At 56.9% G+C, this 24,298-nt stretch carries 12 protein-coding genes and 1 tRNA gene; 7 read left to right on the plus strand and 6 right to left on the minus strand.

The genetic code is table 11. The features are described from left to right. Window positions 1-972: 972 nt before the first annotated feature. Complete coding sequence (locus QA645_RS40630) at window positions 973-2,592, minus strand: hypothetical protein (RefSeq protein WP_283046595.1); 1,620 nt, start codon at window positions 2,590-2,592, stop codon at window positions 973-975. Between the two features lie 629 nt (window positions 2,593-3,221). Between QA645_RS40630 and QA645_RS40635 the strand changes: the two genes are divergently transcribed. Beyond that, window positions 3,222-3,470 carry a hypothetical protein gene (locus QA645_RS40635; RefSeq protein ID WP_283046596.1) on the plus strand — a complete coding sequence of 83 codons (249 nt, stop codon included), beginning with the start codon at window positions 3,222-3,224 and terminating at the stop codon, window positions 3,468-3,470. A gap of 1,682 nt (window positions 3,471-5,152) precedes the next feature. Here QA645_RS40635 and QA645_RS40640 read toward each other — a convergent pair. Further along, window positions 5,153-6,103: a zincin-like metallopeptidase domain-containing protein gene (locus QA645_RS40640; protein WP_283046597.1), complete on the minus strand. Its 951-nt coding sequence runs from the start codon at window positions 6,101-6,103 to the stop codon at window positions 5,153-5,155. A gap of 610 nt (window positions 6,104-6,713) precedes the next feature. After that, entirely contained in the window at window positions 6,714-8,132 is a 1,419-nt protein-coding gene (locus QA645_RS40645; protein WP_283046598.1) for an MATE family efflux transporter, read from the minus strand. 1,849 nt (window positions 8,133-9,981) lie between these two features. On the opposite strand from QA645_RS40645, the gene QA645_RS40650 reads away from it, so the two are divergent. Continuing rightward, entirely contained in the window at window positions 9,982-10,653 is a 672-nt protein-coding gene (locus QA645_RS40650; protein WP_283046599.1) for a response regulator transcription factor, read from the plus strand. 88 nt (window positions 10,654-10,741) lie between these two features. Then, on the plus strand, window positions 10,742-11,128 hold the full coding sequence (locus tag QA645_RS40655) for a response regulator (protein WP_283053591.1): 387 nt from the start codon (window positions 10,742-10,744) through the stop codon (window positions 11,126-11,128). A 182-nt stretch (window positions 11,129-11,310) separates the two neighbouring features. On the opposite strand, the gene QA645_RS40660 is transcribed toward QA645_RS40655, so the two are convergent. Then, window positions 11,311-11,907, minus strand: coding sequence for a cytochrome P450 (locus tag QA645_RS40660; protein WP_283046600.1), 597 nt, complete (start codon window positions 11,905-11,907; stop codon window positions 11,311-11,313). A 2,724-nt stretch (window positions 11,908-14,631) separates the two neighbouring features. Between QA645_RS40660 and QA645_RS40665 the strand changes: the two genes are divergently transcribed. Both QA645_RS40665 and groL read left to right on the plus strand, forming a co-directional pair. Next, window positions 14,632-14,946, plus strand: a complete 315-nt coding sequence (locus tag QA645_RS40665) for a co-chaperone GroES (RefSeq protein ID WP_283046601.1) — start codon at window positions 14,632-14,634, stop codon at window positions 14,944-14,946. Window positions 14,947-15,027: 81 nt separating this feature from the next. Then, complete coding sequence (groL, locus tag QA645_RS40670; protein WP_283046602.1) at window positions 15,028-16,668, plus strand: chaperonin GroEL; 1,641 nt, start codon at window positions 15,028-15,030, stop codon at window positions 16,666-16,668. A 481-nt stretch (window positions 16,669-17,149) separates the two neighbouring features. Here groL and rpoN read toward each other — a convergent pair whose 3' ends face one another. Both rpoN and QA645_RS40680 read right to left on the minus strand, forming a co-directional pair. Continuing rightward, window positions 17,150-18,745 carry an RNA polymerase factor sigma-54 gene (rpoN, locus tag QA645_RS40675; protein WP_283046603.1) on the minus strand — a complete coding sequence of 532 codons (1,596 nt, stop codon included), beginning with the start codon at window positions 18,743-18,745 and terminating at the stop codon, window positions 17,150-17,152. A 411-nt stretch (window positions 18,746-19,156) separates the two neighbouring features. Then, a complete protein-coding gene (locus QA645_RS40680; RefSeq protein WP_283046604.1) occupies window positions 19,157-19,573 on the minus strand; it encodes a hypothetical protein in 417 nt (138 codons plus the stop codon). Window positions 19,574-22,585: 3,012 nt separating this feature from the next. On the opposite strand from QA645_RS40680, the gene QA645_RS40685 reads away from it, so the two are divergent. After that, the gene (locus QA645_RS40685) at window positions 22,586-23,056 is read left to right on the plus strand and encodes a hypothetical protein (protein WP_283046605.1); all 471 of its coding nucleotides are present in this window, start codon (window positions 22,586-22,588) and stop codon (window positions 23,054-23,056) included. A 1,114-nt stretch (window positions 23,057-24,170) separates the two neighbouring features. Further along, a tRNA-Ile gene (locus tag QA645_RS40690) sits at window positions 24,171-24,246 on the plus strand. The last annotated feature ends 52 nt before the right edge of the window (window positions 24,247-24,298 follow it).

Below are 24,298 nucleotides of genomic sequence, written 5' to 3' on the forward strand. Positions count from 1 at the left end.
GAGAACGTTCTCGGTCACGCCCTTCGGATCAGTGCCCCCAATTCAGGATTGGGTGCGACCAGAACACCACGCGCGCCTTTCTGGTACATAAGATAGGCACTCGAGGTAGAGATGGGGTGATTGGCGCCGATCTCGACGTAGAAAGCACTTTCCCAGGACCTTTGGCTCTTGCAGAGTCTCGCAGCAAATATTCCTTCCAGAATCACATCCTCTCCGGCTTGTGCATAGCTAGCCGGGCAAGGTATTTGATCCGAGAGTGCGGAAGACTGAGCCTCTTGACTTCCTGGATAATTGACTGGTTTTCAAACTCGGAAAACATAAGCTCGCTCTCCACTGCCGCCTGCTCCCTTGGGACCTGCCGCTACGACCAGCTTGCAGTTGGCAGCCCTTTAACATTCCAGCAATCGGCGTGCCACGTGTAAAATATCTTCTTCCTTGCGCAACGTGAAAGAAACACGCACGCATGCCGGTCGACGCACTGCAATGGGCCGCGACACGTTGTCAGGCTCTCAACATTGAAATGTCAGCCGGGCATCCATGGCGCGACAAAGATAAAAAGATACGGATTGGTCTACCGCCCCAAAGGGCCCCTACGTATGGCAGGGTGAAGTGTGCTATGCGATTTCACCTCAAGGCGCGCGAGGTTCGCTTGTAAAGCGCTGTCATGCAGTGAGGGCGATCCAAGAAACTGAGGTAAAATGCGATAGATTGACAACGAGCGTTGCATGCTATTTGGAAGCAAGCATCGTCTCACATGGAGTTGCCGGATGAGCCGCCTTCGCAGAAGCACATCCACAGACATCGCGCCTTTCATGAACGGAGCCGATGTCGCTTTGTCGGCCTGGACCGCGCCGCGATAATCCCAGATTGATTTAAGCCAAGAACCTGGGCTGCCGCCAAGCGTCGGTCTCGTCATTTCTCAGTTCTCGATCGCCTCGGACCACGCCGTGCTGCGCATCCTTGAGCCGACAATCAAAGACTCAGAACGGCTTTCATCGTCTGATCACAAGAGGGGGGCGATTCGGAGCATCGAACATCGGCCATTAATTCGCGCAAGCTTCTCTCGGCCCGCTTTTGGCCTGCAGGGGTTGGCATCTCGAACGTAAACGGGGACAAATCGAAGCCGCTTTGCGTCCGGGGCAGCAAAGATCTTAGGAGCAGGAAAGGCAGATATGTTATCGTGGCTGCGTTGATAGATGCCGCAATGCTACTTTCGATGGTCTGGAGAACTTGCAGCTCCATTCTGTGGAAGCGAAGTGCCTGCTTGCGCTGTTCGGGCGACAATTCTTTCCATATCCGCCAAAATGCCAATTCATCTAGCGTATCGATACCCATGCCGTAGTAGTTCGGAGCCACTATAGGGGGCGATCCAAACACCCAATGTACGGCCTTGGCTCCCGCCGTAAGCAGCATACTCGTGACAGCCTCGCTCGTGTCCCCACGAATGAGGGCCTCATCGACCATTATTATCGTGCTATTCGCAAGGCTATTTCCCAAGGCGCGGTACTTTTGAGCAATGCGAGACCTTCGGTCGCTGAATGTGCCAATGAGAGTTCGCTGAAGAGTTTTTGTTGCGGCGACTTCCTGACGCTGGGCGAACACGCCGTAGTCGGCAAGAGATGCAAACAGGCCGTCGGCGTACGGCCCCCCAGTATGCGGCATGGAGGAAACAATAATGGGTGCCGAGCTCGGTTCTTTTTGCAGTCGCTTCGCAACAATGCCACCAAGGGCGAACCCGATGTTGTAACGGGTTTCGAGATGTGATTGGCCTTCGATCGATGTGTTCGGATTTCCTAAGTAGAGAGTTTCGTAGGCGCAGAGTTTGGCTTTGTATCGCCGGTTGCTCACGGGACCTTCAACGCAATGCCCCGTTTTCCCGTCTACAAACTTGATGTGCCCCGGCAAGATCCGTTCGTTCTTACCCTCTAGGCCGGAAAAGGCACAATTTTCCGAAGCAAAGAGCAAGCACCCGTCAACCGTTTGCATTGCTTCCAGTGGTCGCAAACCACGTCGATTACGATACGCAATGAGATTCCCCTCTCCGTCTAGAATAAGGGCGCTAATTGCGCCATCAAACCGCCCATCAATCTCCCGAAAGATTTTTTCGTAGTTGACGGGTAGGCCGTGCCGCCAGAAGTCTCTTTGACAAGAGCATTCAATCCACTTCAGCAAGAGCTCAGCGTCTGTGTTGCCGCTTAACCTACGGCCCTGCGCGAGCAATTCTCCCCTGAGTTCTCCGCCGTTGACCAAAGCTCCATCCATAGAAATTGACAAATGGCGGCTAGTGCCCGCATTTATATGAATTGGCTGAAGGTCGCCACCGCTGATCCCGCGGCGTTTGCTATGGATATGAGCGATTGCAACATGGGGTATAAAATTCGGATCGTCTTCACCGTTCTCGATGAGCACCGAATCGCACGATGTCTGAAGCGCGCTAGCGTAGCGAACACCCTCCTTATGCATAAAAGTTGCGACGCCGATTCCCGCCTGCCCACGAAGGGCAAGTTTCGGAACCATGTGCTTAAGCTGATCATAAACCGTTGCCCGTGAATTGCTTGAGGAGCATAGAAACGCAGCAGCAATACCGGACATGTTTTCAGTCCCTCCTTGAAGAATCGATGCCCTTGGGTCATCATAGGCGAATGTATTTGACCGCGAGCAATGAAGACGTGGCTCCGTCTCTCGTTAAGCAAGCGCCGTACCAGTCGTGAGGCGGCGCGGCTCGCGCCGTCAGTGCGACGGGACTGAAGAAAATCTCGCCATTTTGTTCGTGATAATCTCGCGTGGTTCAGATCCAGACACGTTGTCTGAAACGCGACGCGTGAGTGCTCCTTCAAAATACACCAGGACGTCGGCGATGTTCTGGACGGCTCTGTCCCATTCTCCCGACCGACCTCGCGCACCGAATTGTATGTCGCGGAGTTTCGTTTCGTTAGGTTCACCAGGGGAACGCCAGCGGCTTACTCGGTCGCACCGGCTTGATGGCAGCCAATTCATAATCGGCGGATTCATTGCGCATCAGTTTGAATCATAGAAGTTCGACCGATCGCAACGCTCATCATGGCCAACTCCGGTTTGGCGGTTACGGGCAGAAGCGGACATCAACCCGACAACAACTCTCGCCGAATCCGCCGAAAACGCCCGTCGCGGAGTTGGCATAACTTTACTGTTCGTAATCAACGCAGGCGAGATTGCTGAAGATGCTGACGAGGATGCCCGACTTGAGACGCATTCTGGTCTTCGGTTGGCTCGGCCCGGCGATGAGCTTCTTAGTCATCGCCGCATTGACGGCCTCGGGCGGGTCCCACCAATTTCAGCAGCGGCAATTTTTCTTACCCATTGTTTATAATGTCGCGCTTATCTCATCCCGTTCGGGCGTGCGGGGCTCAACCATCATCTGGCCAATTGCTGCCTCGCCAGCAATGATTGCAGGTATCATAGCTCTGGGAGGAAGGGGGATACACGTTTGATCGGCTATTGCGGTAGGGGCGGACGTAGTGCCACTATTCACCGTATCCGTCTGCTTCTGCGCCCCCGGGCAAGGGCTGGCACCAAGATACACCGCGACACGTGACACATACGGCGTGCAAGCAGCGGTGCGGAAGCTGTCATCATGGTTTTAGCAGATCTTGAGTTCGACGCCCGTGCTGAGCTGGTGCACTTCATCCATGTCACCAGTCCCAGAGACGGGTAAGGTCCTGTACCAAAGCTGCGCCTTGAAGAGGAGTTATCTGCTTTCGGCCAATCATGACATTTGCTGCGGCTGCACAATGACGGTCGTATTAGAACGAAGCGACATCTATGAGCACGCCCCGTTAGTACAAAAAGTTGACCTTTAACTTCCGATCCTCTGTCCTGGCCGCGGACTGATCATGCTCGTGCGAGGCGGCCCTTTACACAGCGCGCATGACCATTGCTGCTCCCATAGAGTTTCTGATCCGCCGACCGAATCCTGATCAAACTCTCGTCAAGGGTACGACATTCAGAGAGCGTCGGGATTGGGATTGGGTGTTCCTGCCAGGTCGCAAGCGGTTTTGAACACCGCCGCTATCCCTTCCTGACCGGGAGGCTTCGCTCCAGCCCCTGTCTGTGTCGGTAGGCGCAGAACAAATGATATTGCTGTCCGTCGGCAAAATGTCGTAGCTTTTTCGCACCGCAGATCTGTTTTGCATCGCTATCTGTTTTACCCGGGGCTGGTTTTTTCATGTGAATTTTTTGACCTAGCGCGAAATCTGACTTTCATGGGCCGCCATTTGGCGGCCTCTTCTCTAAGATCGCAAGTAGGCTGCATTTGCATTGTCGCGCATACGCGCATTGCGTACCAACTCTATCCTGCGAGCTCCAGCAAGCAGGTCCAACCGGGTCCGGCTGGTTCCGTGAACTGAAGTAGCGTGGCTATCGAATAGTACCTGTTGTGCGACGGAATGGGCGGGCAACCGATTTTTAGAAGGGGCACCGACTGGATCATGCGCATCGCGGGCCGCGAGGCTGCTTTAAAGTGACCGCCACTTGATCGTCGATGGTGTGACCGCCTGCCCCAAAGAATGCGATGTATCAGAACTGGCCTACGAACAGTTCAGTCACGTCCCGTCGGCGGAGGGAAGGAAGGGTCGGATACGGGCGAGGCATCCCGAGATATAGACGTATTCAACGATGCGTCGCGCGCCTCTGGCTCATCGGCCGCCCAGGTCGTGGACAACGTCCAAAAGCTGAGCAACAATCTGAGTTCGTTGGAGGGGGCAGGTCAACGACTTCTTGATCAAAATGCGAGCGTAGCGCGTGGAGTGGAACGCATGTCGCGGCCTCTATCGGACTAGCTTTCCTGTCAGCTCAATGTTTTGATCTTATGATCGGCCGCAATCCAGGAAGGTGGCGCCGCGAGAACCTAAATGGCTTTCAGGCCCGTCGAACGTTTGAGAGATTTCGGCATTGGCACGTTAAGCAATGTGAGTTGCTCGATTTTACCCCGCATTCATTCAAGCCTGACCGGCTCAACACCAGTTTGAAGGAATGTCGCGCGAAGACGATTGAGTCGTTCATTGAGCTGTTCGTTTCTCCACGACGGGCGGCCGAGGACCTCTTTCGGCTTCCGACCCGTCGCAGATATCTGGCAATCCTTCTTGCTCTGCATGAGAAGCCTGAGACAAGCGGTTCAGGGGGCCTCAGCTCCCTCCATCGTCTCGGCGATCACCGCATCGGGCAAATAGCCGAGGATATAGTCCGCGGCCTTGCTAGCCTGGCTTGCGGCACGAACGATCGCGCGATTGTCCTCCCGCAGAACTTCCAACCAGGAGGCGACGTAGTCGGCATGCCGTACTGTCGGAACGATTCCGAGCGAGGCACAGGAGAACGCGGCGGACAGCTCCGCTATCAACTCCTCAAACGCGTACTTCCTGGTGCCAAAAGAGCCACTGAGATCGCGGTTGAGCCGTGAAGAATGACCGCTTGCGTGGCCAAGCTCGTGGAGCGCCGTGCGATGCCAATTGATCGGCTCGAAGTAGGCCTGCGGCGGCGGCACCTGCACATAGTCTTCTGTCGGCACATAGAAGGCACGATCACCGCCCATGCGGAACTCAATGCCAGTCGACTTGATCAGGGCTTCGACAGCTGGCTCGATCATTCCCTGCTGCCGAGGAGGCGCAGTAGCCGCGATTTCCGAAGGCAGGCCGTCGCACTGATCCGCATTAAAGACTGTAAAACGCTTCAAGAAGGGAATCGACAGCGCTTCCTCACCGGTCTCTGCAGCTCGGCGCTTTTCATCATTCGGTACGAAGCGGTCAGCATAAAGCACTGTCGTACCACGCTCGCCCTTTCGCACATGACCGCCGAGCGAGAGCGCCTGGCGGAAGGTGAGCCAGCTCTGACCAGCGAAGCCACGCTCGATGACCGCGCCCCAAAGGATCAGGACATTGATGCCGCTGTAGTGCCGCTTGGTCGAGGCATTGTTCGGCATGGCAAGCGGGGCCTTTGCCGCCGCTGTCCCCCAAGGCTGCACCCATGGAACTCGGCCGGCCTCGAGCTCGGCAATGATCTTATCGGTAATTTCGTCATAAAGGCCTGCCCGGTTCTGCCCGGTCCCGCTGCGAGGATGCCGTTTGGACATCGCTAATCTCCGAGAACGGGCGCCGGCGAGACTCTCTCGCGGCTATGAACCCGTCACCTCGAAGGCACTGCCCTTTCACTCTCGGACCCCTGCTGAGCTATGCGCAGATCTGACCGGCTGCGACGGCAGCCGTACAGCGGGCGCATGTGTTTGGTGAATATGCAAGGCAAGAATAACTTCGGCGCGTACAGACGAAGGCGCTCGTTGCACGGCAGGCGTACCTTGGCGACGCCGGACCGACTGGGCCCCAAGAGAAAGCGAAAGTGCACCCGCTACGGGTGACCGGCTCCGGAACAAAGCAGATGGTGTGACCGCGAGGGATCAAAGTCCTCCAACCGAAAGGCGACGAGGCGCGCGCGCGCTTGCCGAGGCATACCGACCGATCGGTCAAACTAATCTCGGCGAGTCCATGCCTCGGTGCTCAATGTGCCGCTGCCCGATTGATATCGAATGTCACTGAACAAGGACCGTTCCGCGTGCACGAAACTAGGCTCGCACGACAAGATTGTCAGAAACCAGAATCATATTTCGAACCGGAGGGTCTTTTGGGTAGCGGAGAAGCCAAAACCCGTTGCTGGTTCTGGGAATTCTGCTTGACCATATGCCTGACTTACGAGGTTGCGGGACACCGCGGAGCAAACCGGCTCGCCAGCAGCAGGAAACGCGTCACGAGAAAAGACGCATAGATGGTCGTCCCAACTGACAAACCAATCCAGATACCAATCGCACCAAGTCCAATCTTCAAACCGAGCACGTAACTAAGGGTGAAGCCGATTAACCAATTAGCTACGCAGGCGAAAAGAAGCGGGATGCGAGTGTCCTTCAGTCCACGCAAGCCGCCCGCCGCAATGTGCTGAGCGGCATCACTGATAAAGAAGCTCGCGCCGACCAAAAGGAGGTTGGCCGCCAAGTCTGTCGTCGCGTCGGCACCCTCAGTCGTATCGTCCACAAACAGGCCGACGATTTCAAACCGTACGGCGACAACCGCGATAGTCAGTACCGCAGCAGCCATAATGCCAAGGAGTATAGCAATGATCCCAGCTCTTTTGACGCCCGGACCGTCCTGGCGACCTACGGCGTGACCGACGCGCACGGCCGCCGCCGTGCTTATGCCTACTGGAACCACGAATAGGACCGTGTCGACCTGAAGGGCGATCTGATGGGCAGTAAGCGCTCTAATGCTGACGAGGCCGGCCAGGAGCCCCGCGGCCAAAAACAGTCCGCCTTGCAGCAAAACAATGAATGAGACCGGAATTCCCATCGCGATTAAACGCTTCATGAACGGCCAATCGAATTGCCGCAGACGCGCCAGCACGTGATAGTCGCGGAAAGGGGAGCGCATTGTTGCGAACCACAACACGACCAAGAACATCGTAAAGTTCACGAAGCTGCTCGCAAGGCCGGCCCCGAAAAGCCCAAGTGGCGGCAGGCCAAGCTTCCCATAGATGAGCAAATAAGCCATGAGCGCATTGAGAGGAATGGACCCAATCGTAATCCACAAAACCGGCTGCGGCCGGTGGACCGCAGCCATGAAGTTGCGAAACCCGTGAAAACCCAGGGCCGGCACCACGCCAAAGGCTAGTCCGAGCAGGTATTGCTGCGCGAGGCGCGCCACCTCGGGCGCTTGACCGAAAGTGAGGAGTGCTCGTTCTCCGTTTAGCGCAAAGGCAATGATCGGAAGCGATAGCAGCAGGGCCGCCCAAAGTCCCATGCGCACCGTGCGTCTGAGCGCGGCCAGGTTTTTCGCTCCGAACGCCTGCGCTGCCAGCGGCGCGATCGGGGCCAGCAAACCGACGCCGAGTGTGAAACCGATGAGGAAGATCACGACACCCAGTGCTGCCGCAGCAAGCGCCTCGGGACCGAGGCCTCCTATCAGCGCGAGATCGGTCGTCATCATCACGACTTGCCCAAGCTGCGTCAGCACCATTGGCCATGCGAGCTTCGCAAGTTCAGCAAACTCGATAACGAGCTGATGATAATCCAACGGTGTCGTGCGCTTGTGCTGGAAGTCCAGCACTTCTTTTTTCACTCGTTTATCCATACAACACCGCTGGCCGGTTTAATTCGCCGGCCCTATCATCTCTGCTTTAGGAAAGGAGTATCCGCTGCCTCGAGCCGGGACCGCTGCCGAACGATGCATTGTCAGAGTCTTGCCCAGTCCCTTCAGAAACGGCAGGCGTCAGCGCCACCGATAGGTTCGGTGCTCGTCCGCAGCTCCCGACCGGCGAGAGCAGCTAGGTCTGCACCAGCGCGCCACCTCACTTTCTGTAAGTATGCGGTTGATGGCCCGCATACAGAGATCGGGATCACTGGCTCGTCATGGAGCAAACTCGATTTCGACGTGCTCAACCTTGCTGGCAACATCCCGCAGGAGCGCCGGGCCAGGTGCTGCCGACGTTGAGGATCCCGAAGTTGCGGCCCACGCACACCGGCATCTGATATCCTCGTCACACTTGGGAGTCCTTCGAGCGGCTGTCCTCACTAAGTCCTGCCATACAAAGCTTATGCCAACCCGAGAACGTTGAATTACAAGGCTATCTGCTAGCCGGACGTGTTCTGGCCCTGACAGCAGGTCGCAAATCGGACAACCAGGATCAGCAATGCTTCTTCTCGATTCCGAAAGTCGGTGAGACAAACCGCCCATGCGGGCTCGAAGGCTGGCCTTTCTTCGATTTGGATCACTCGGATTTTTATGTATTCAAGGTGCGCTGCAAGCTGATCGAATGGCTTGGAATCACTAATCTTCATGCGTCGGATCTTGGAGGGGCCCGGTACACACACGTGATGAGATTGGGATAGGCGTCGTCGCGCTTAAGTCATTGCTTAAGCTGATCTCCCCCTGCAGACGCGCCAGCGTTTTTCGCGAAGGAGACCCACGTCAGACTCTGTCCTGACGCCAACCTCTGGTCCGGACGATAGTCTATCTAGCCGATGCAAATCGCCCGACCGAGAATAGGAGATACTTTTTTGGTCACTGGATTCTCCGCGAAGAACGGCCGCGAGCCTCACTGACGCCGGCCCTCAGGCCGTTGCGGAAAGTCCACCATTCGTCCCATTCCACCCAAGCCAAAGGAGACGTGTTGCAAGATTATCCGTCCCTGCCTTACGCGGCTCTCTGCGGGCATCAGCAAAAAATGCGGAATGTGACCTGCCCCTTGCCGGGCTTGACGCGGGGACTGCTACTCAGCCGGGAGAATGGTGGTCCAGGAGGTGGGCGCGGCGCTAGGCAACGCTCAACCGAAGGCAGCGCTGCATTCCTTGGGGGAGCCCCAAGTGCCGACCGAGGTCGTTAAGGACGAATGCGCCTCCCCGAAGGGAAGATCCGAATCTGCTCGCTGAACGCAATGAGACCTTGGCTCAGAACGCCTTTTGGGAGGGACACCTCTTGGTGCGAGGGATCGAGACGGGATGGCCGACCCTACGCGGCTCGTTTCATGAGAGCCTGGTGAGGCGACAGTCGCGTGCGCAAACGGCGAGAACGCAAGACGCTAAGCCCGTGGAAGGTGGACGTCCTCTCTGTCCACCGGCATCTCTGGCAAGAAATGTCGAGCCCCCCTCCGCAGTCCGGTCGGGGATACGGAATTGGCCCCTCCAACCGCCGGCGCAGTGAGGCCCTCAGGCGGCGTGCGGCAGAGCAGCAAGGCCTTCGATCGCGCACAACACGGGCCGGGTCGGGGCTTGTAGTCCTTTTGCCGCAACCGAATCGCCCATATAGTCGCAAAATGGGCAGTTTTGCGATCAATACTGACCCAGATAGCGAAATTGGATAATTTGGCCGCACCAGCATTCTTGGCGGCTTTTACGCGCTTGGTGCACTTTTAAAGGGGATGCAGCGTGACATTTCACATGAACCTTCGCGTGCACCAGGAGGGTGCATCATGAGCGAGTTTTCGCAAACACCGCAGTCGCGCACAGATACCGATGAACCGATCGTCTTGATTGTCGACGACGACGCTTCGATGCGCAAGGCTCTTACAAATCTGTTTGAATCAGTAGGGCTTAAGGTCAAGGCTGTTGGCTCTGCCGCGGAGGTTTTGCAGGCGAACCCGCCCGAGGTACCGAGCTGCCTCGTTCTCGACATCCGCCTACCAGGATCGAGCGGCCTCGATCTGCAGTCCGAACTTGCTGAGGCCAACATCCACACGCCGATCATCTTTATCACAGGTTATGGCGATATTCCCATGACCGTCCAGGCTATGAAGAGCGGTGCGGTCGACTTCCTGACCAAGCCGGTACGCGAGCAGGATCTGCTCGATGCGGTGCGGGCCGCGATCGAACGAGATCGCAAGCGGCGCGATCTCGAAAAAAAAGTCTCTGACCTACGATCCCGGCTCGAAAGTCTGACCCCACGCGAGCGCGATGTTCTGGCCCTGGTCGCCTCCGGCCTGCTGAACAAGCAGGTGGCGGGCGAGCTCGGGCTGGCAGAGATTACCGTCAAAATCTATCGCGGCCAGGTCATGCGCAAAATGGGCGCGAAGTCGCTGGCTGACCTCATAAGAATAAGTGAAGCTCTCGGGATTTCTCGACCAAAGGGGAACGTACAAACCTAAGTATGCTTTTCAATTCTGCTTCGAGCCCTCACTTTCCAACGCCGGCCGCAACCGCGGCGAGCAGTTTCCCGGATCTCGAGCAAACAGTTTGCCCAAGCATTCCGTCATTTCAGTCATCGACGACGATCCATCCGTTCGCGGCGCCACGAGCAACCTTCTGGCATCGTACGGATACTTGGTCCACGCCTTTGCCTCCGCGGAGGAGTTCCTGAGCGCTGCGGAATTGACAGAGACGTCCTGTGTGATTACCGACGTCCAAATGTCGTTGATGAGCGGAATTGACCTGCTGAGGCATATGCGAAGCCTCGGTCATCGCATGCCGTTCATCTTCATCACGGCCTTCCCAGACGATGCGGTCCGCGCTCGAGCAATCGAGGCTGGCGGGATTTGCTTTCTTGCTAAACCGTTTGCCACGGCTAGCTTGATCAAGTGTTTGACCATTGCGCTATCAAGGTCAGGCGGCACACCCGCCTGAGGGGCTTGGCCGCTCCCAGAGCAATCAGTCCTAAAACAGGCACGACTGCGAGATTCCAGCAAGTTTAGCAGCCATTTCGCGGTCACTTTGACGTGACAAGTAGGTTGATCGCGTCGACGGCGGTGCACTCATGAAAATCCATGACGTGCACCAAAGCTTCACCCGCCGCTCAAAGCGGATGTTCACTGTCGAGGCCTAAGCTTGAGCCAAAGACCTGGATGCAATCTCAGCCCAATTAGCCCGCGAGGCTTACATGCGATTCCATGCACTGTGAAGCGAAACCGCCAGATCATGTAAGCAAGAATCAATTTCAAATTGGAATTGACAGTCCAGATGCGGGGCAGATGGTGTCCTCCGCCGAAGGGCAGGTAGCATCGGGCGTCGTAGGTCGAGCGTTCATTAAACCTTTCCGGCAGAAACTCCCCAGGACGATTCCAATATTTTGCATTGCGATGCAGCGAGTACGCGCAAACCATGACTGCGCTGCCCTGAGGAATGTTCATCTCGGCCACGATGTGAGTCGTCCGTACGTGTCTGCCTTGCATCCACGCGGGACGATAGAGTCGTAAGCTTTCCGTCAAGGCCGTCCGGAGCTTGGAAGCTGATCCAAAATTCCGAAAATCGAACTCGGGTCCGACTGCCGCCGCTTCTTCAAACAGGGCCTCTTCGACACTGCTTCCCGAAATAAGCATCAAGGTCCAGGCTATGGAGGTCGCGGATGCGTGGAAAGCGTTTATCAGCGTACGGATCATCGCATACGCGACCAGGTCTCCCGGCATTTTGGGTTTCTCGTCGTAATGAGTGAACTTGATCTTTGAGATTTCAAGTGCAACGTTATGAAATGCAACGTTATGAAACTCTTTTCATTCTCTTCGATCGCGCTGTCGATTCTCCTCCTCTTGGCCAGCAATCGGCGTGTTCTACATTCGCTAGCCACTCCTCTATAAAACTTTCTCTCACGATGAACTCGTCGGCGTGGCGGGAGATATCGAAATTGTAAAGCAATTTGGCCATCAAGATCAGCATCCAGCGTTTGATCTCATGTGAGATCTCGATCGTGCTTTGATCTGCGACGAATGGCGGAACACGCTCTTGAAAGCCAGCTGCGCTCTGACTTAGCTCAGCTAGAATTGTATCGTACGGCTTCACATGACCGGCGGAAATTGCTTTCAGTTTTAAAACAGTGGGAACGCAGATGGAGCATATGCATTCACAATTTTTCTGTAGCGGTGCTCGCTTATATCGTCACAATCAGTGTCTTCATAAAAGGGCCGAACCAATTCAGGAGAGTTGAAAACGAAGATCTGACGGCCGCCTGTTTCGTACCTGTACAGATCGGTGTGGCTTACTCGCGACATAAAGGCAGCAAAATCCACCTGATCTTGTATTTTGGAGGGCTCCATTTTATCGCAAATGGCCCGTCAATTCCCATCCAACCCATTCATTCTAGGCGATGCAATGAGCAACTGCGGTTGCCAGCTCCTATAAATGGCCAAAGCAGCGACGCCTCCTCGCCCTGCCGTCAAGGGGCAGGGCGAGGTCAGCGGTACCGCACTTTCGGCCCTGCATAACCGGGCAGTCGTGCGCCCGATTTCGTCAGCGCCCCTTAGCGGTTTTTGCTGCAGCTCTTGCATTCTGCGGCATAGCTCCAAAGCCGCCGCGGCTCGAAGAGCCACGAACTTCTTTCGTTTTGGTCTGCTCTTGACTTGGCATGGGCGCTTTCTCTCCGTAAGCCCAAGATCCTGTCGTGCTGCTCATGGTCAGCTCCTTCCAACTGGCCTCGATTGGCCTACGGTGAGAGGGAGCAAGGGTCGTGCCAGCATCCCCCGCGAGCTGTCAGCGCCTTATCGCGCTTCGCAAAGGAGCCGAGAAGGCGCGACAGCACGCAAGTGTTTTGGATCTCACACACTTGTGCCGCGCTGTCAGACGTCGAACAATGATCGAGCGGCTGACGCAGTCGGATCTGTACAGACAAGGACGAGAACTAGATTCGTTGCGGCCTGAATTTCGCTCCGACCGAACTCAGGCTAACGAGCTCAGTCAAGTTCAGACCAGACGAGGGCTCCGGCATGAACGCAACCGCGTTTTGGAAGAGATGGGTCCCGATCGCCTGACCAATCTGGCGCGGTCATTGCGATCGAGCAGCATGGATGAATTCTATCCAACGAGAAGAGAAGCCTAGGAGCAGAAAAGAGGGCGGCTGACGCACTATCGAGATTGAAGACCTGGGTTGGTCGCCTTGAGCGGTCCTACTAACGACGAAATCGAATTATTGTTTCTGATCGATGTTAGCCTCGCATCTTTCGGCTTGTCTGCAATTTTCTTTGTCCGTCGCTTCCGCTCGTCGTCAACAGTCAGGGTTTTCTGCGCATAGCCAGGACGGACAATCAAGGGCTCCGCAGCATACAACCTAACGTCGCGGCCGATTCAACCCGTATGCGTGCCATCCTGGTGTGAGATAGTTGCAGTAGCTGCATGATCGGATTGTTTGCTACCTTCAAAGTCGCGTCACCTCCGCTCCCAAGGGTGATGCGGGGGCGGACTCGGCGTATTTCCAGTCGTCGGTGCCGCCCCTCACTCCACTCTTCTCGCGACCGGTCTTAAGAAGGTGCTGCGAACCTGCGGTCGCTTGCATCTCTTTGCCTCCCGGACGCGGATCTAGTTGCAATCGTAGGACGCGAAACGTATGCGTATATGATCATCATCGCCCCGCAGAGTAGATGAAGTGCGATTGAGCTTTGCGTGAGTGTTGGCGTTGAATCAGTTCCCTCGCGCGGCCGCTCGGCCGAGGTACGAAGCTAGGGGACGTGTCGATCCGCTTTTGCCGGGATTTGCACCAGGCTTCCGCTCCGCAATAACGCGGTTTGTCTCCCCTCGGTGATGCCTGTGTTCGAACCCGCGCATTTCGTTCAGCTCCGAAGAGGCCGCCGCCGGCGGCTCGTCGCTTTCATCCAGCTGTTGTCAACTGCCAAAGTTAGCGATTGAGCAAGATAGATAAGGCGCTTATTTCCTAGATCGTCAGAATGAGGGGGCATCATCGAACCTGTACACGCTCCCTCGCTGTTGCGGACATGGCGGTAACTCGACGAGAATCCGGTCCACTGAAGCAAGCCACGGCGAACTCCTGTTACCAGCGCGTTCATCAGCGCTAGCGTTCGCTTCAGTCGGAGCCGGTATCCCAGCAGTCAATCAGATGGATGGCATTAGCGATGACTTAGAATCTCGAGGCACTAATCTCTGGGGATTCTTCCAGGCCTAGATCATCCGTCGCGACATCGACGCAGACCTCGGCCGAACAGTCACACTGCGCTCATTGCGCGCGAGCCAGTTAGCAACGCTAATGATTCAAATAGACTCGCTTATGAGAGCTGATTTTTTGCTGGCAGCCCTTGCTCCCACAAATACCCCATCCTATTTCAGCTGCGCCTGCGTTAGCACTCGCGGGCACAGACTGCTAACAAGGTTGAGATCCTCAACTCCTGCAAATGTTTTAGGAGGACTGCATGCACTTTCGTCCACTTCATGATCGCGTCGTGGTCAAGCGTATCGACGCAGAAGAGAAGACCGCTGGCGGCATCATCATTCCCGATACCGCCAAGGAAAAGCCATCCCAGGGCGAAGTGATCGCCGTTGGCCCCGGTGGCCGCGACGAGAGCGGCAAGCTGATCGCGATCGATCTGGGCGTCGGTGATCGTGTGCTGTTCGGCAAGTGGTCAGGCACTGAGGTTAAGATCGACGGCCGGGAGCTCTTGATCATGAAGGAAAGCGACATCATGGGCGTTCTCACCGACGTGTCGGCCAAAAAGAAGGTCGCTTAATTCAACCCGCTCGCATCGCTCACCTCTGAGGAACGCCTGCCAGGCGCCAAGGGTGAGATGACACAACTCAGGGAAACTAATATGTCATCCAAAGAAGTGAAATTCGGCGTCGACGCCCGCGACCGCATGCTGCGCGGCGTCGACGTCCTCGCCAATGCCGTGAACGTCACGCTCGGCCCGAAGGGTCGTAACGTCGTGCTCGACAAGTCGTTCGGCGCCCCCCGCATCACCAAGGACGGCGTCACCGTCGCCAAAGAGATCGAGCTCGACGACAAGTTCGAGAATATGGGCGCACAGATGGTGCGCGAAGTCGCTTCCAAATCCGCTGACGCGGCCGGCGACGGCACCACCACCGCCACCGTGCTCGCGGCTGCGATCGTCCGGGAAGGCGCCAAAGCGGTTGCCGCCGGCATGAACCCGATGGATCTCAAGCGCGGTATCGACCTCGCCGTCGACGCCGTCGTCGCGGACCTCCAGAAGAACTCCAAGAAGGTCACCTCGAACGAAGAGATCGCCCAGGTCGCCACGATTTCCGCCAACGGCGACGCGGAGATCGGCGAATTCCTTGCCGACGCCATGAAGAAGGTCGGCAACGAGGGTGTCATCACCGTCGAGGAAGCCAAGTCGCTCGAGACCGAGCTCGACGTCGTGGAGGGCATGCAGTTCGACCGCGGCTACATTTCGCCCTACTTCGTCACCAACGCCGACAAGATGCGCGTTGAGATGGACGACGCCTACATCCTCATCAACGAGAAAAAGCTCTCCTCGCTAAACGAGCTGCTGCCGCTGCTGGAGGCCGTGGTGCAGAGCGGCAAGCCCCTGGTCATCGTCGCCGAGGACGTCGAGGGCGAAGCGCTCGCGACCCTGGTCGTGAACCGTCTGCGCGGCGGCCTGAAGGTCGCGGCCGTCAAGGCTCCGGGCTTCGGCGATCGCCGCAAGGCCATGCTGCAGGACATCGCGGTCCTGACCGGCGGCCAGGCGATCTCAGAAGATCTCGGCATCAAGCTCGAGAACGTCACGCTCAACATGCTTGGCCGCGCCAAGAAGGTGATAATCGATAAGGAGAACACCACGATCGTCAACGGCGCCGGCAAGAAGGCCGACATCGAGGCGCGCGTGGCCCAGATCAAGGCGCAGATCGAGGAAACCACCTCGGACTACGACCGTGAGAAGCTCCAGGAGCGTCTCGCCAAGCTCGCTGGCGGCGTCGCGGTGATCCGCGTCGGCGGCGCGACCGAGGTCGAGGTGAAGGAGCGCAAGGATCGCGTTGATGACGCGATGCATGCGACCCGCGCGGCTGTCGAGGAAGGCATCCTGCCGGGCGGCGGCGTCGCCCTGCTCCGCGCGACCGAGCAGCTTAAGAACCTTCGCACCAAGAACGACGACCAGAAGACCGGCGTCGAGATCGTGCGCAAGGCGCTGTCCTGGCCGGCCCGCCAGATCGTGATCAACGCCGGTGAAGACGGCTCGGTGATCGTCGGCAAGATCCTGGAGAAGGATCAGTACGCCTATGGCTTCGACTCACAGGCCGGCGAGTACGGCAACCTGGTCTCGAAGGGCATCATCGACCCGACCAAGGTGGTCCGCACCGCGATCCAGAACGCCTCCTCCGTGGCGGCGCTGCTGATCACCACCGAGGCCATGGTCGCCGAGCTGCCGAAGAAGGCCGCTGCCGGCCCCGCCCTGCCCCCGGGCGGCGGCATGGGCGGCATGGACTTCTAGGTCCTACGCTTTCAACAGAAATACGAAACCCCGGCAGCAATGCCGGGGTTTGTTTTCAGCTCGCTTTTCCACTTCTCTCCGGGCGCACGAAACGCGATCTTGGAATGCCACTTTTTTAGAAATCCCTCATCTCAGCTTCTGTCAAAACTCGTTCCGTGCACGGCTCGTCCTCGTGCACCATTGACCAAAAGATGCGGCTGATGCACCCGACGAGATTGTCCATAGGCAGGTATCATGTGACTATCCCAGTTGTCTCCAGTCACGAAAGCCTGGCTGACGGCCCGTAATAGTCTCGATACACCCATAGGTCTCGCAGCTGAGGCAACGGCTCGCTTAATCGATGCCTAAAGCGTGATGAGATGAGGAGAATCGTCATCGCGCTTTAGGTTGTTGTCTGCGCATGATCTTTCCGGAAAACCGCTTCACACTTTGCGCTAACGCGGGCCTTCAGGTCCGGATCATCCTTTAGCTTTGAGCGCAATCAGGCCGGCTCGGTGTTGCGGGAACGATCGGACAGGGCGATGGAGAGGACGTTATCAAGGGTGCTCTGCTTGTCGCGACGACGTTGTACCGAAGAGGGAATGCGCATGGCTTCGCGGTACTTAGCAACCGTGCGCCGGGCGATTTCAATACCGGACGCACGCAACCGTTCGACAATCGTGTCGTCGGACAGGGTTGCGGATGGCTCCTCCGTATCGATCAGCTGCTTGATGTGGTGGCGGACGGCTTCAGCGGAATGCGCCTCGCCCCCATCGGCCGATGCAATCGGTGCGCTGAAGAAATACTTCAGCTCGAACGTGCCGCGATTCGTCGCGATGTATTTGTTGGCGCTGACGCGCGAGACCGTCGATTCATGCATCTCGATAGCCTCGGCTACCGCTTTCAGGTTGAGCGGCCTCAAGTGTGCGACACCATGGGTGAAGAAGCCGTCCTGCTGGCGCACGATCTCGGTCGCGACCTTCAGGATGGTGCGGGCGCGCTGATCGAGTGCGCGCACCAGCCAGGTCGCGTTCTGCAAGGCATCGGCGAAATAGGATTTGTCGCCGTCCTTGCCGATCCTCTTTGACAGCTCGGTGTAATAGGTCTGGTTCACGAGCACACGCGGCAAGGTGTCGCTGTTGAGCTCGACATGCCAGCCGCCGTCGGGACCCGAACGCACATAGACGTCCGCCACCATGGTCTGCAGGCGCGCGGAGCCGAACTTCATGCCGGGCTTCGGGTTAAGGCGGCGAATCTCGCCGATCATGTCGGCGATATCCTCGTCGTCGACGCCGCAGAGTTCGCGCAAGCTCGCGATGTCGCGCTTGGCGAGGAGATCGAGATGCTCGACGAGCGCCTGCATCGCGGGATCGTAGCGGTCAAGCTCGCGAAGCTGGATCGCCAGACATTCGCTTAAGCTACGTGCGCAGACGCCGGGCGGGTCGAATTTTTGTAGCACGGTAAGAACGTCCTCGACGTCCCTTTGCGTTGCGCCAAGCCGCTCGGCAGCCCCGCCAAGATCGGGCGGCAGATAGCCGGCCTCGTCGACGAGATCGATCAGATACTGCCCGATCATGCGCTGCGCCGGCGCGGTGAACGCGACCACGAGCTGCTCGGCGAGATGGTCGGAAAGTGTCGTCTCTGCCGCGACGAAGGCTTCGAGATTGTAGTCCTCGTCACCGGAGGCGCCGCCGCCCCATTCAGGGTATACGCTCGTGGGTGCATCCTGGGTGTTGCGAACGCCCGCCTCGGCAGCTTCTTCAGAAACAACGTTGTGTTCGATCTCAACACGGCTGCCGATATCAGAGTTCGGCCATTCTTCCTGGCCGATGTCAAACGTTTCGGCGGTCACGCCCAAGGGCTCATGGTCCTCGCCTCCGCTTTCCTCGCGGTCCCTAAATAATCTGGTTTCGTCAGAAACATCACTGGTTGCGCGCTCATTGTCATCAACGGGCTCGAGCAGCGGATTGCGTTCTAGCTCTTCCTCGACGAAGGTCGTGAGATCTAGATTAGACAATTGCAGCATCTTGATCGCCTGCATCAACTGCGGCGTTATCACCAGCGACTGCCGAAACTCAAATCTCTGCGTCAGACTCATAACGCAATCCTTTCAAAGCTGGTCCAATCCCTGCTTATCATAGAGCTGAAGTGCACGACAACAACTTCGGTACTGAGTCACGGCTCCCGAAGAACCATCATCAATCTCGGCGGAGCCACGCCCGCTCGCGGGCGCACCGTCGCCACATCAATCGGATCCACCGACAATTGTGAGCAAGGATTCGCCGTCCGCGAGCTGTGTGAATCCCGGCTTGGATCCTGGGGTAGCTTAACAAACGCTGGTCGCTGCACTTTCGTCCGCGCCAGTTCGGCAATGGCTGGCACTTTCGCGCCTCAGATTGTCGAGAACCTCACCAAGGAATGTCTGGAAGCCGCCAGGACTCACGACACGTCGAATGGCAATAGCTCCGCGTTCCCGCAGGTTCTCTAGCCATCAACGAAACCTCGCCATTTAACCGCCGAATGCTATGGCGAGGTCTGCTTCCTGCCGAACGCTATGCCCGCCGCTTGACGAAACGTCCTCATTGAGGATCTGTGCGGTCTCTCCGATGTCGATGGAGATCGTGCCCCCCCTTGAAGAGCGTCTGCTCGGCCCCAAAGCTACGCAGCCATTTGTCGTCGGTGGTCGACATGGCTTGGCCAACGACAAAGCTCGTGCCGATACCGTGATTGTCACTTTGGCCGAGTGATGAGTCTCATAATTGCGCGACCCTTGCCCGAGCATCCCGAGGAGCGGCATCTGCCCCTTCTGGATCAGACCGCCTTCAATCTGCAATGCCGGCGAATAATCGCTCTGCAGCGGCACCGACCTGATGAGCGAAGTTGCGATCTTGCTACTCTGCTCGCCCGAATCAAAGCGCGGATCCACCGCGTTTTGTCCCAAAAGGAGCCTGGGCCGGGGACGGTGGCTGCAGCCCAGGAAATACCAGAGGATTGCGGCACGTTGCCGCCGTTAGCCGCTTTCTCCGCTAGCAAATCCACGTCGTGGTGGGCTCGTGCGCCACAGTCATGTCGGCTCTGATCCACGTGTCCCAAAACGGAGAGATCGACCTTTTGACGGCGACTGCGGAGGCGCCGTTTGATTTCGTGCGGGACAACCAATTCAGACTGTCGCTAGCGGGCTCAGCTTGCGCAGCGTGTGGCTCGGCGACAAATGTAGACGCGAAAACGAACGCGGCCGCCCAGAGCGCCGACTTGCGTCGGTCACCTCCTGTCGTTAATCCTAAAATGTTGCCCGCCGAGCATTCCGCAAGACGTGGAGCGAGACATTGATTTTTCATTTGTAATGTTCGAGTGGCCGACGTTCTCGCATCCTGCTTACAACCTGACGCCACGCTCGATTCAACCTCTTTCGAATAGGGACTTAAAATAACGAGGACCAGAGATCGCTCTATTGAGAGAAGGAAATCGCGACGTGGTTTAGGAGACACCCCGCGGAGCCCTCTTGGCTCAGCAGAGTTTGGTCACTTGCTTGACAGCCCTCCCTTCGGGGTAAGTTAGAGTTTCGCCGCCTCCACCCAGACAGGCCAGCAAAGCGCCCAAATAGAGTGGAGCAGGATGCCTCGCCTAGGCGCGCGATGCAGACCGCAATCAGTGCGGCCAGGCAACTCTTCAGGTCTCAGTTAGAACGCTCGCGGCAGGGGTACCTGCGAGCGGGGTGAGACCGCAAGCCGTTTCGCACTCATATGCCGCTCGGAAAGTAACGCGCTCACCAGGCACACTATGGCAAGGCAGCCATTAAGAGCGCAGCAGAGACAGAAAATGATTCACTGAAGCGTCGCAATTTGCAGAGCCTCTCTTGCAGACAACGCGCGCAAGATCTTGAATTGACGCTGCATACGACTGACTATCTTCGGATCATTTTCAAGTTCGATGCACCAGCAAGTTCTGGGGTTCTCAGTTCGGCATAGAGCTTGCTTGATGTGCAATACCATTACGGAGCCGTCGCCGTGATGTAGGGGCGGACCGCCGTGTCCGTCTAGATGACATAGAGTCCGCCCCATCCATTACCACCTGACTAGGCCAAATTTTGAGACCACTGCGATCGCGCTAGGCTCGTCATCATGTCCTACCTATCAGTGAATCTCACTCCTGCACATGGCGTCATCACGATTGGCGAGCGCCTCTGACGCCTACTTACCTTGAACCTTCCAACGAATGTATTCGATGAAGGTATCTCAACCGTTCGCAATGACCGGCCATCTCATCAATCGGCAAACGATCCTGCGGGTCATGATGATCACCGCGTCCGGATGGCTGCTCATGCAGGCGGTCCAGCTCTCGAGCTGGCCTCGACCAGCACATGCTAGCGCTCCGTCCACTGGGGTTATCGGCGATCCGCCTGCGCCTGATGACCTGGATGAGAATTACAGGTCAGTTGACGATCGGTCGCTCCCTGCCGAGCATTGCGGCGTCACAGAGCTGGAGCTAGCTGCTGTACAGCTGGGCTCACATTACGCAGACGTAGTTTCCGTTTTCGGCTGTGCAGGCACTCTCACGACACGCGAGATTGCGGACCCAAGATACACCTATTCGCTTGGAACGACAGGCAGGTTTTGGCGCTGTTCGCTAATGGACAGCTATTGATCGCATCGCAGTCCGACACGTCGTGAATAACTGATCTTCTGTGGCAGGCATCACTCGATCCATGATCTCGGATTGTGCGCGGACGTGGTCGCAGCGCAGATCTCAGCCTATCCCGCCCAGACGTCGTGAAGATTTGTCGGTCTATGCCGCCCAAGCGGCGAACGGACCGTGACAAACGCATTAATCATCGAAATCGCCGCCACCAGAGTGGTGCTGATCGAGGACGCGCGCAAGCTGCGGTGCCGCGCGTGCAATCTGATCGCGCTGAGCACCAGGGATGGTTTCGCCGCACTCGGGTCTGGTCGCCATACTTAAGTTTGCGCCCGGCCGATCGGCAAGGTGCGAGGCCGTCAAACCCTGAGCTCGTCAAAGTCCGGGCCACGGACGATCCGATCGGGACGATTCACGCCGGCACGGGGTCGGGCGCGCTTCGCAACGTTCATCCGCACAGTCGTCGTCACCGTTGCTAAAAACTGTACCCCTATGAACGCCCGCGCAGCGATCGACAAGCTCGCAATGCTTCGCTGAAGTTCAGAACAGTCCACTCGATTGTCGCCTTGAAGACAAATTGAGCAAATCGACACAGCACCGCTCACCTTCTCGAACACATCTCGCGCTGACCGTATCCAGTCGCTCGATTCTGGTCCGGCATAATGCTTGCTTTGTCATGGCCATCATCACCGTCCCTCCCGACCACCCGGTGATGCAGGGCGACCCCGAAGCGTTGGGCTTATCGCGGAGGGGCCGCCCGCTCAATGTGGTCCGCAGCTGGGTCGCACCTCGAAAACTCATGTTTATGGCTTCCCCGTGAAGCTCTGAGCCAACTTAGAGTCTCGTGGCTGAAGTGCCCACAACGATACAACGTCTCCATGCGCGAGAGGAGCACGACTGAGGGGGCGCAGCTTATCTCAATGTCGATCTTTTAATTGGACTCTCATGTCTACTCAAACACCGCCGCGCGACCTGACAAACTACACGTGCGACAAACGAAGTGCGTCAGCCGACGATCACGACGGAGGATCCGATATCCTTGTGTCGGTCGAGTCAGTAACTCAGTATCGCTGCGCAAGATCAATTCTCAGGGAGGCATTCACTGACGGAGCGGACTTAGAGGCTGACGATAGACTAGGAGCTATTTCACAGACCTGGCATCGCTCGCTATTTCTTGCTCATTCGCAGTCAACGCGCAATTGGGGCTGGCTTGGTTCGACTAAATTCGAAGGTGCCACAGTCGATGTATGTTCCATACATTGCCATCCGCGCGAACGATCGGGGAAGAGTGCCCATCCAGAGGATGAAGCAACTCTTCGCCAAATTCACGCAGAAGATGGGCGCCCGCAGAATTCTGATCGAGGCGGAGAACCCGCATTGCATACCACTTGAGGATCCCTATCAAAAAAAGAGCATCCAACGTTCGGCTAGGAGGATATATCTGCTGCAACGCGTCTTAGGCGCGAGCTTTATCGATGATCCGGCCCCAGCCGCCGCATATACAAGGCCGGCTTCCGATGATGGGCAGAAGGTGAGATCTTCGCTTCTCTTGGGCTTTGTGCCTATCGAGCCAGAGCCAGCAAGCTTTTTTAACCCCGATCGCAAGGCAATAAGGATCGAGCGCTATCGGCAACTTTATCTCGAACTGATGCAACTTGATTACGGGGCCGAAACGCTTGTACCCACACCGAATCAGTTGACTGCTAGATATCCTGCAATTCGCGATTTCATGGCCCGGACAAATGCTTATCCCAGCCTCTTGTTGTCCAACTAACGTTGCGACAAAAATTGAGTGGCGTGGCTCCGACGCCGTTCGACGTAATACGACTTCGCCTCAATCACCAATCTCCCCGGTGATACTCGGACAAAGAAGCAAGCAGCGGTGAACAGTGCGGGGGTCGGCGGCTCCAAATGCGTACCGCCCAGCACCGTTTTCTTCACCAACGGCGATTGACCAAATGGGTCTAACTTACTCGAGTGCGGCCCAAAGTTTTGTTCAGTATTTTACGCGTGCCCCCAACCTTGGCCACCTTGCGCGTTCCGAGAATCGGCCAGATCTTTCGGAAGTGAAAATATGAGCGGGAAGGTCTTGGCAAAAAGAGAGTTGAACGCGGCCTGCTCGTCTGCAAGGCGCCTCTCGATGAGTGCGCGTTCTAAATCCGACAATCTCGTCCTTAGCAGCCGTCGACACCGGTGTATATTGTTGCGGTGAGTACGAATGCGAGCCAAGTTTTCATCGAGCATCGTCATGATTCGTAGAGCGCCGTTTTTTAAAGTCGAGCAGCAACAGAGATTTCGCAGCTGGCGTCTTTAAGAGTGCGCACCGTGTCAGCTGATTGTGTTGTGTGAAATCGCCGATTACCCCGTAAAGTCGTCATATTCTTAAATGACTCTCGTTCTCCAAATGGCTTGTCGACCAGGAGAGCCGCTTGCCTGATCCCGCTCGCGGCTTGCTCCATACATAGACGATGTCTGGTATTGATTACTGCGATGCCTGCCTCAGGGCGCTCGAAAACACGCATTTGAGCAGCGTTTTTGAAGGATTCCTTCATGCCGGCGACAGTATGGCTTGGCTGATCAGTGAACCAATGCGGCGAAATCACGAAACAGTGGCGAAACCAGGCGGGCACCCGCTCCAGCCTTCCGCGCGTACAGCCCGAGCCGTCCACTCCATCTTGGTCGTAACTAGCTGCTCCAGCGCACGAGTTTCCAACTAGTCACTTTCGGATTGGATAAATCAGGTTACAGATGATAACGAAGAGTCGTCGCGAGGGCCGCAAGTTTGCAACGGGTTTATTTCGATAAGCTCCTGCGGCAAGTAATGCCCAAACGACATGGTGTTCCCCGGAGTGTTGGCCAGAGTATCACGTTGGCAGCCACGTCGCGGCGGGCCCGTAGCTCAATGGTCAGAGCCGGCCGCTCATAACGGTCTGGTTGCAGGTTCGAGTCCTGCCGGGCCCACCAGTATTTTCAAGGGCTGTGCGGACGCCGAAAGAGTGACTCGATTCCTCTATAA

It is taken from the genome of Bradyrhizobium sp. CIAT3101, from assembly GCF_029714945.1.
Lineage (GTDB): Bacteria > Pseudomonadota > Alphaproteobacteria > Rhizobiales > Xanthobacteraceae > Bradyrhizobium.

What these genes read in the sequence shown, in the direction of transcription:
- rpoN (WP_283046603.1), bottom strand. Translation starts at nt 18,745, where the DNA reads ATGAGTCTGACGCAGAGATTTGAGTTTCGGCAGTCGCTGGTGATAACG.
- QA645_RS40685 (WP_283046605.1), top strand. Translation starts at nt 22,586, where the DNA reads ATGAAGCAACTCTTCGCCAAATTCACGCAGAAGATGGGCGCCCGCAGA.
- groL (WP_283046602.1), top strand. Translation starts at nt 15,028, where the DNA reads ATGTCATCCAAAGAAGTGAAATTCGGCGTCGACGCCCGCGACCGCATG.
- QA645_RS40630 (WP_283046595.1), bottom strand. Translation starts at nt 2,592, where the DNA reads ATGTCCGGTATTGCTGCTGCGTTTCTATGCTCCTCAAGCAATTCACGG.
- QA645_RS40640 (WP_283046597.1), bottom strand. Translation starts at nt 6,103, where the DNA reads ATGTCCAAACGGCATCCTCGCAGCGGGACCGGGCAGAACCGGGCAGGC.
- QA645_RS40660 (WP_283046600.1), bottom strand. Translation starts at nt 11,907, where the DNA reads ATGCCGGGAGACCTGGTCGCGTATGCGATGATCCGTACGCTGATAAAC.
- QA645_RS40650 (WP_283046599.1), top strand. Translation starts at nt 9,982, where the DNA reads ATGAGCGAGTTTTCGCAAACACCGCAGTCGCGCACAGATACCGATGAA.
- QA645_RS40665 (WP_283046601.1), top strand. Translation starts at nt 14,632, where the DNA reads ATGCACTTTCGTCCACTTCATGATCGCGTCGTGGTCAAGCGTATCGAC.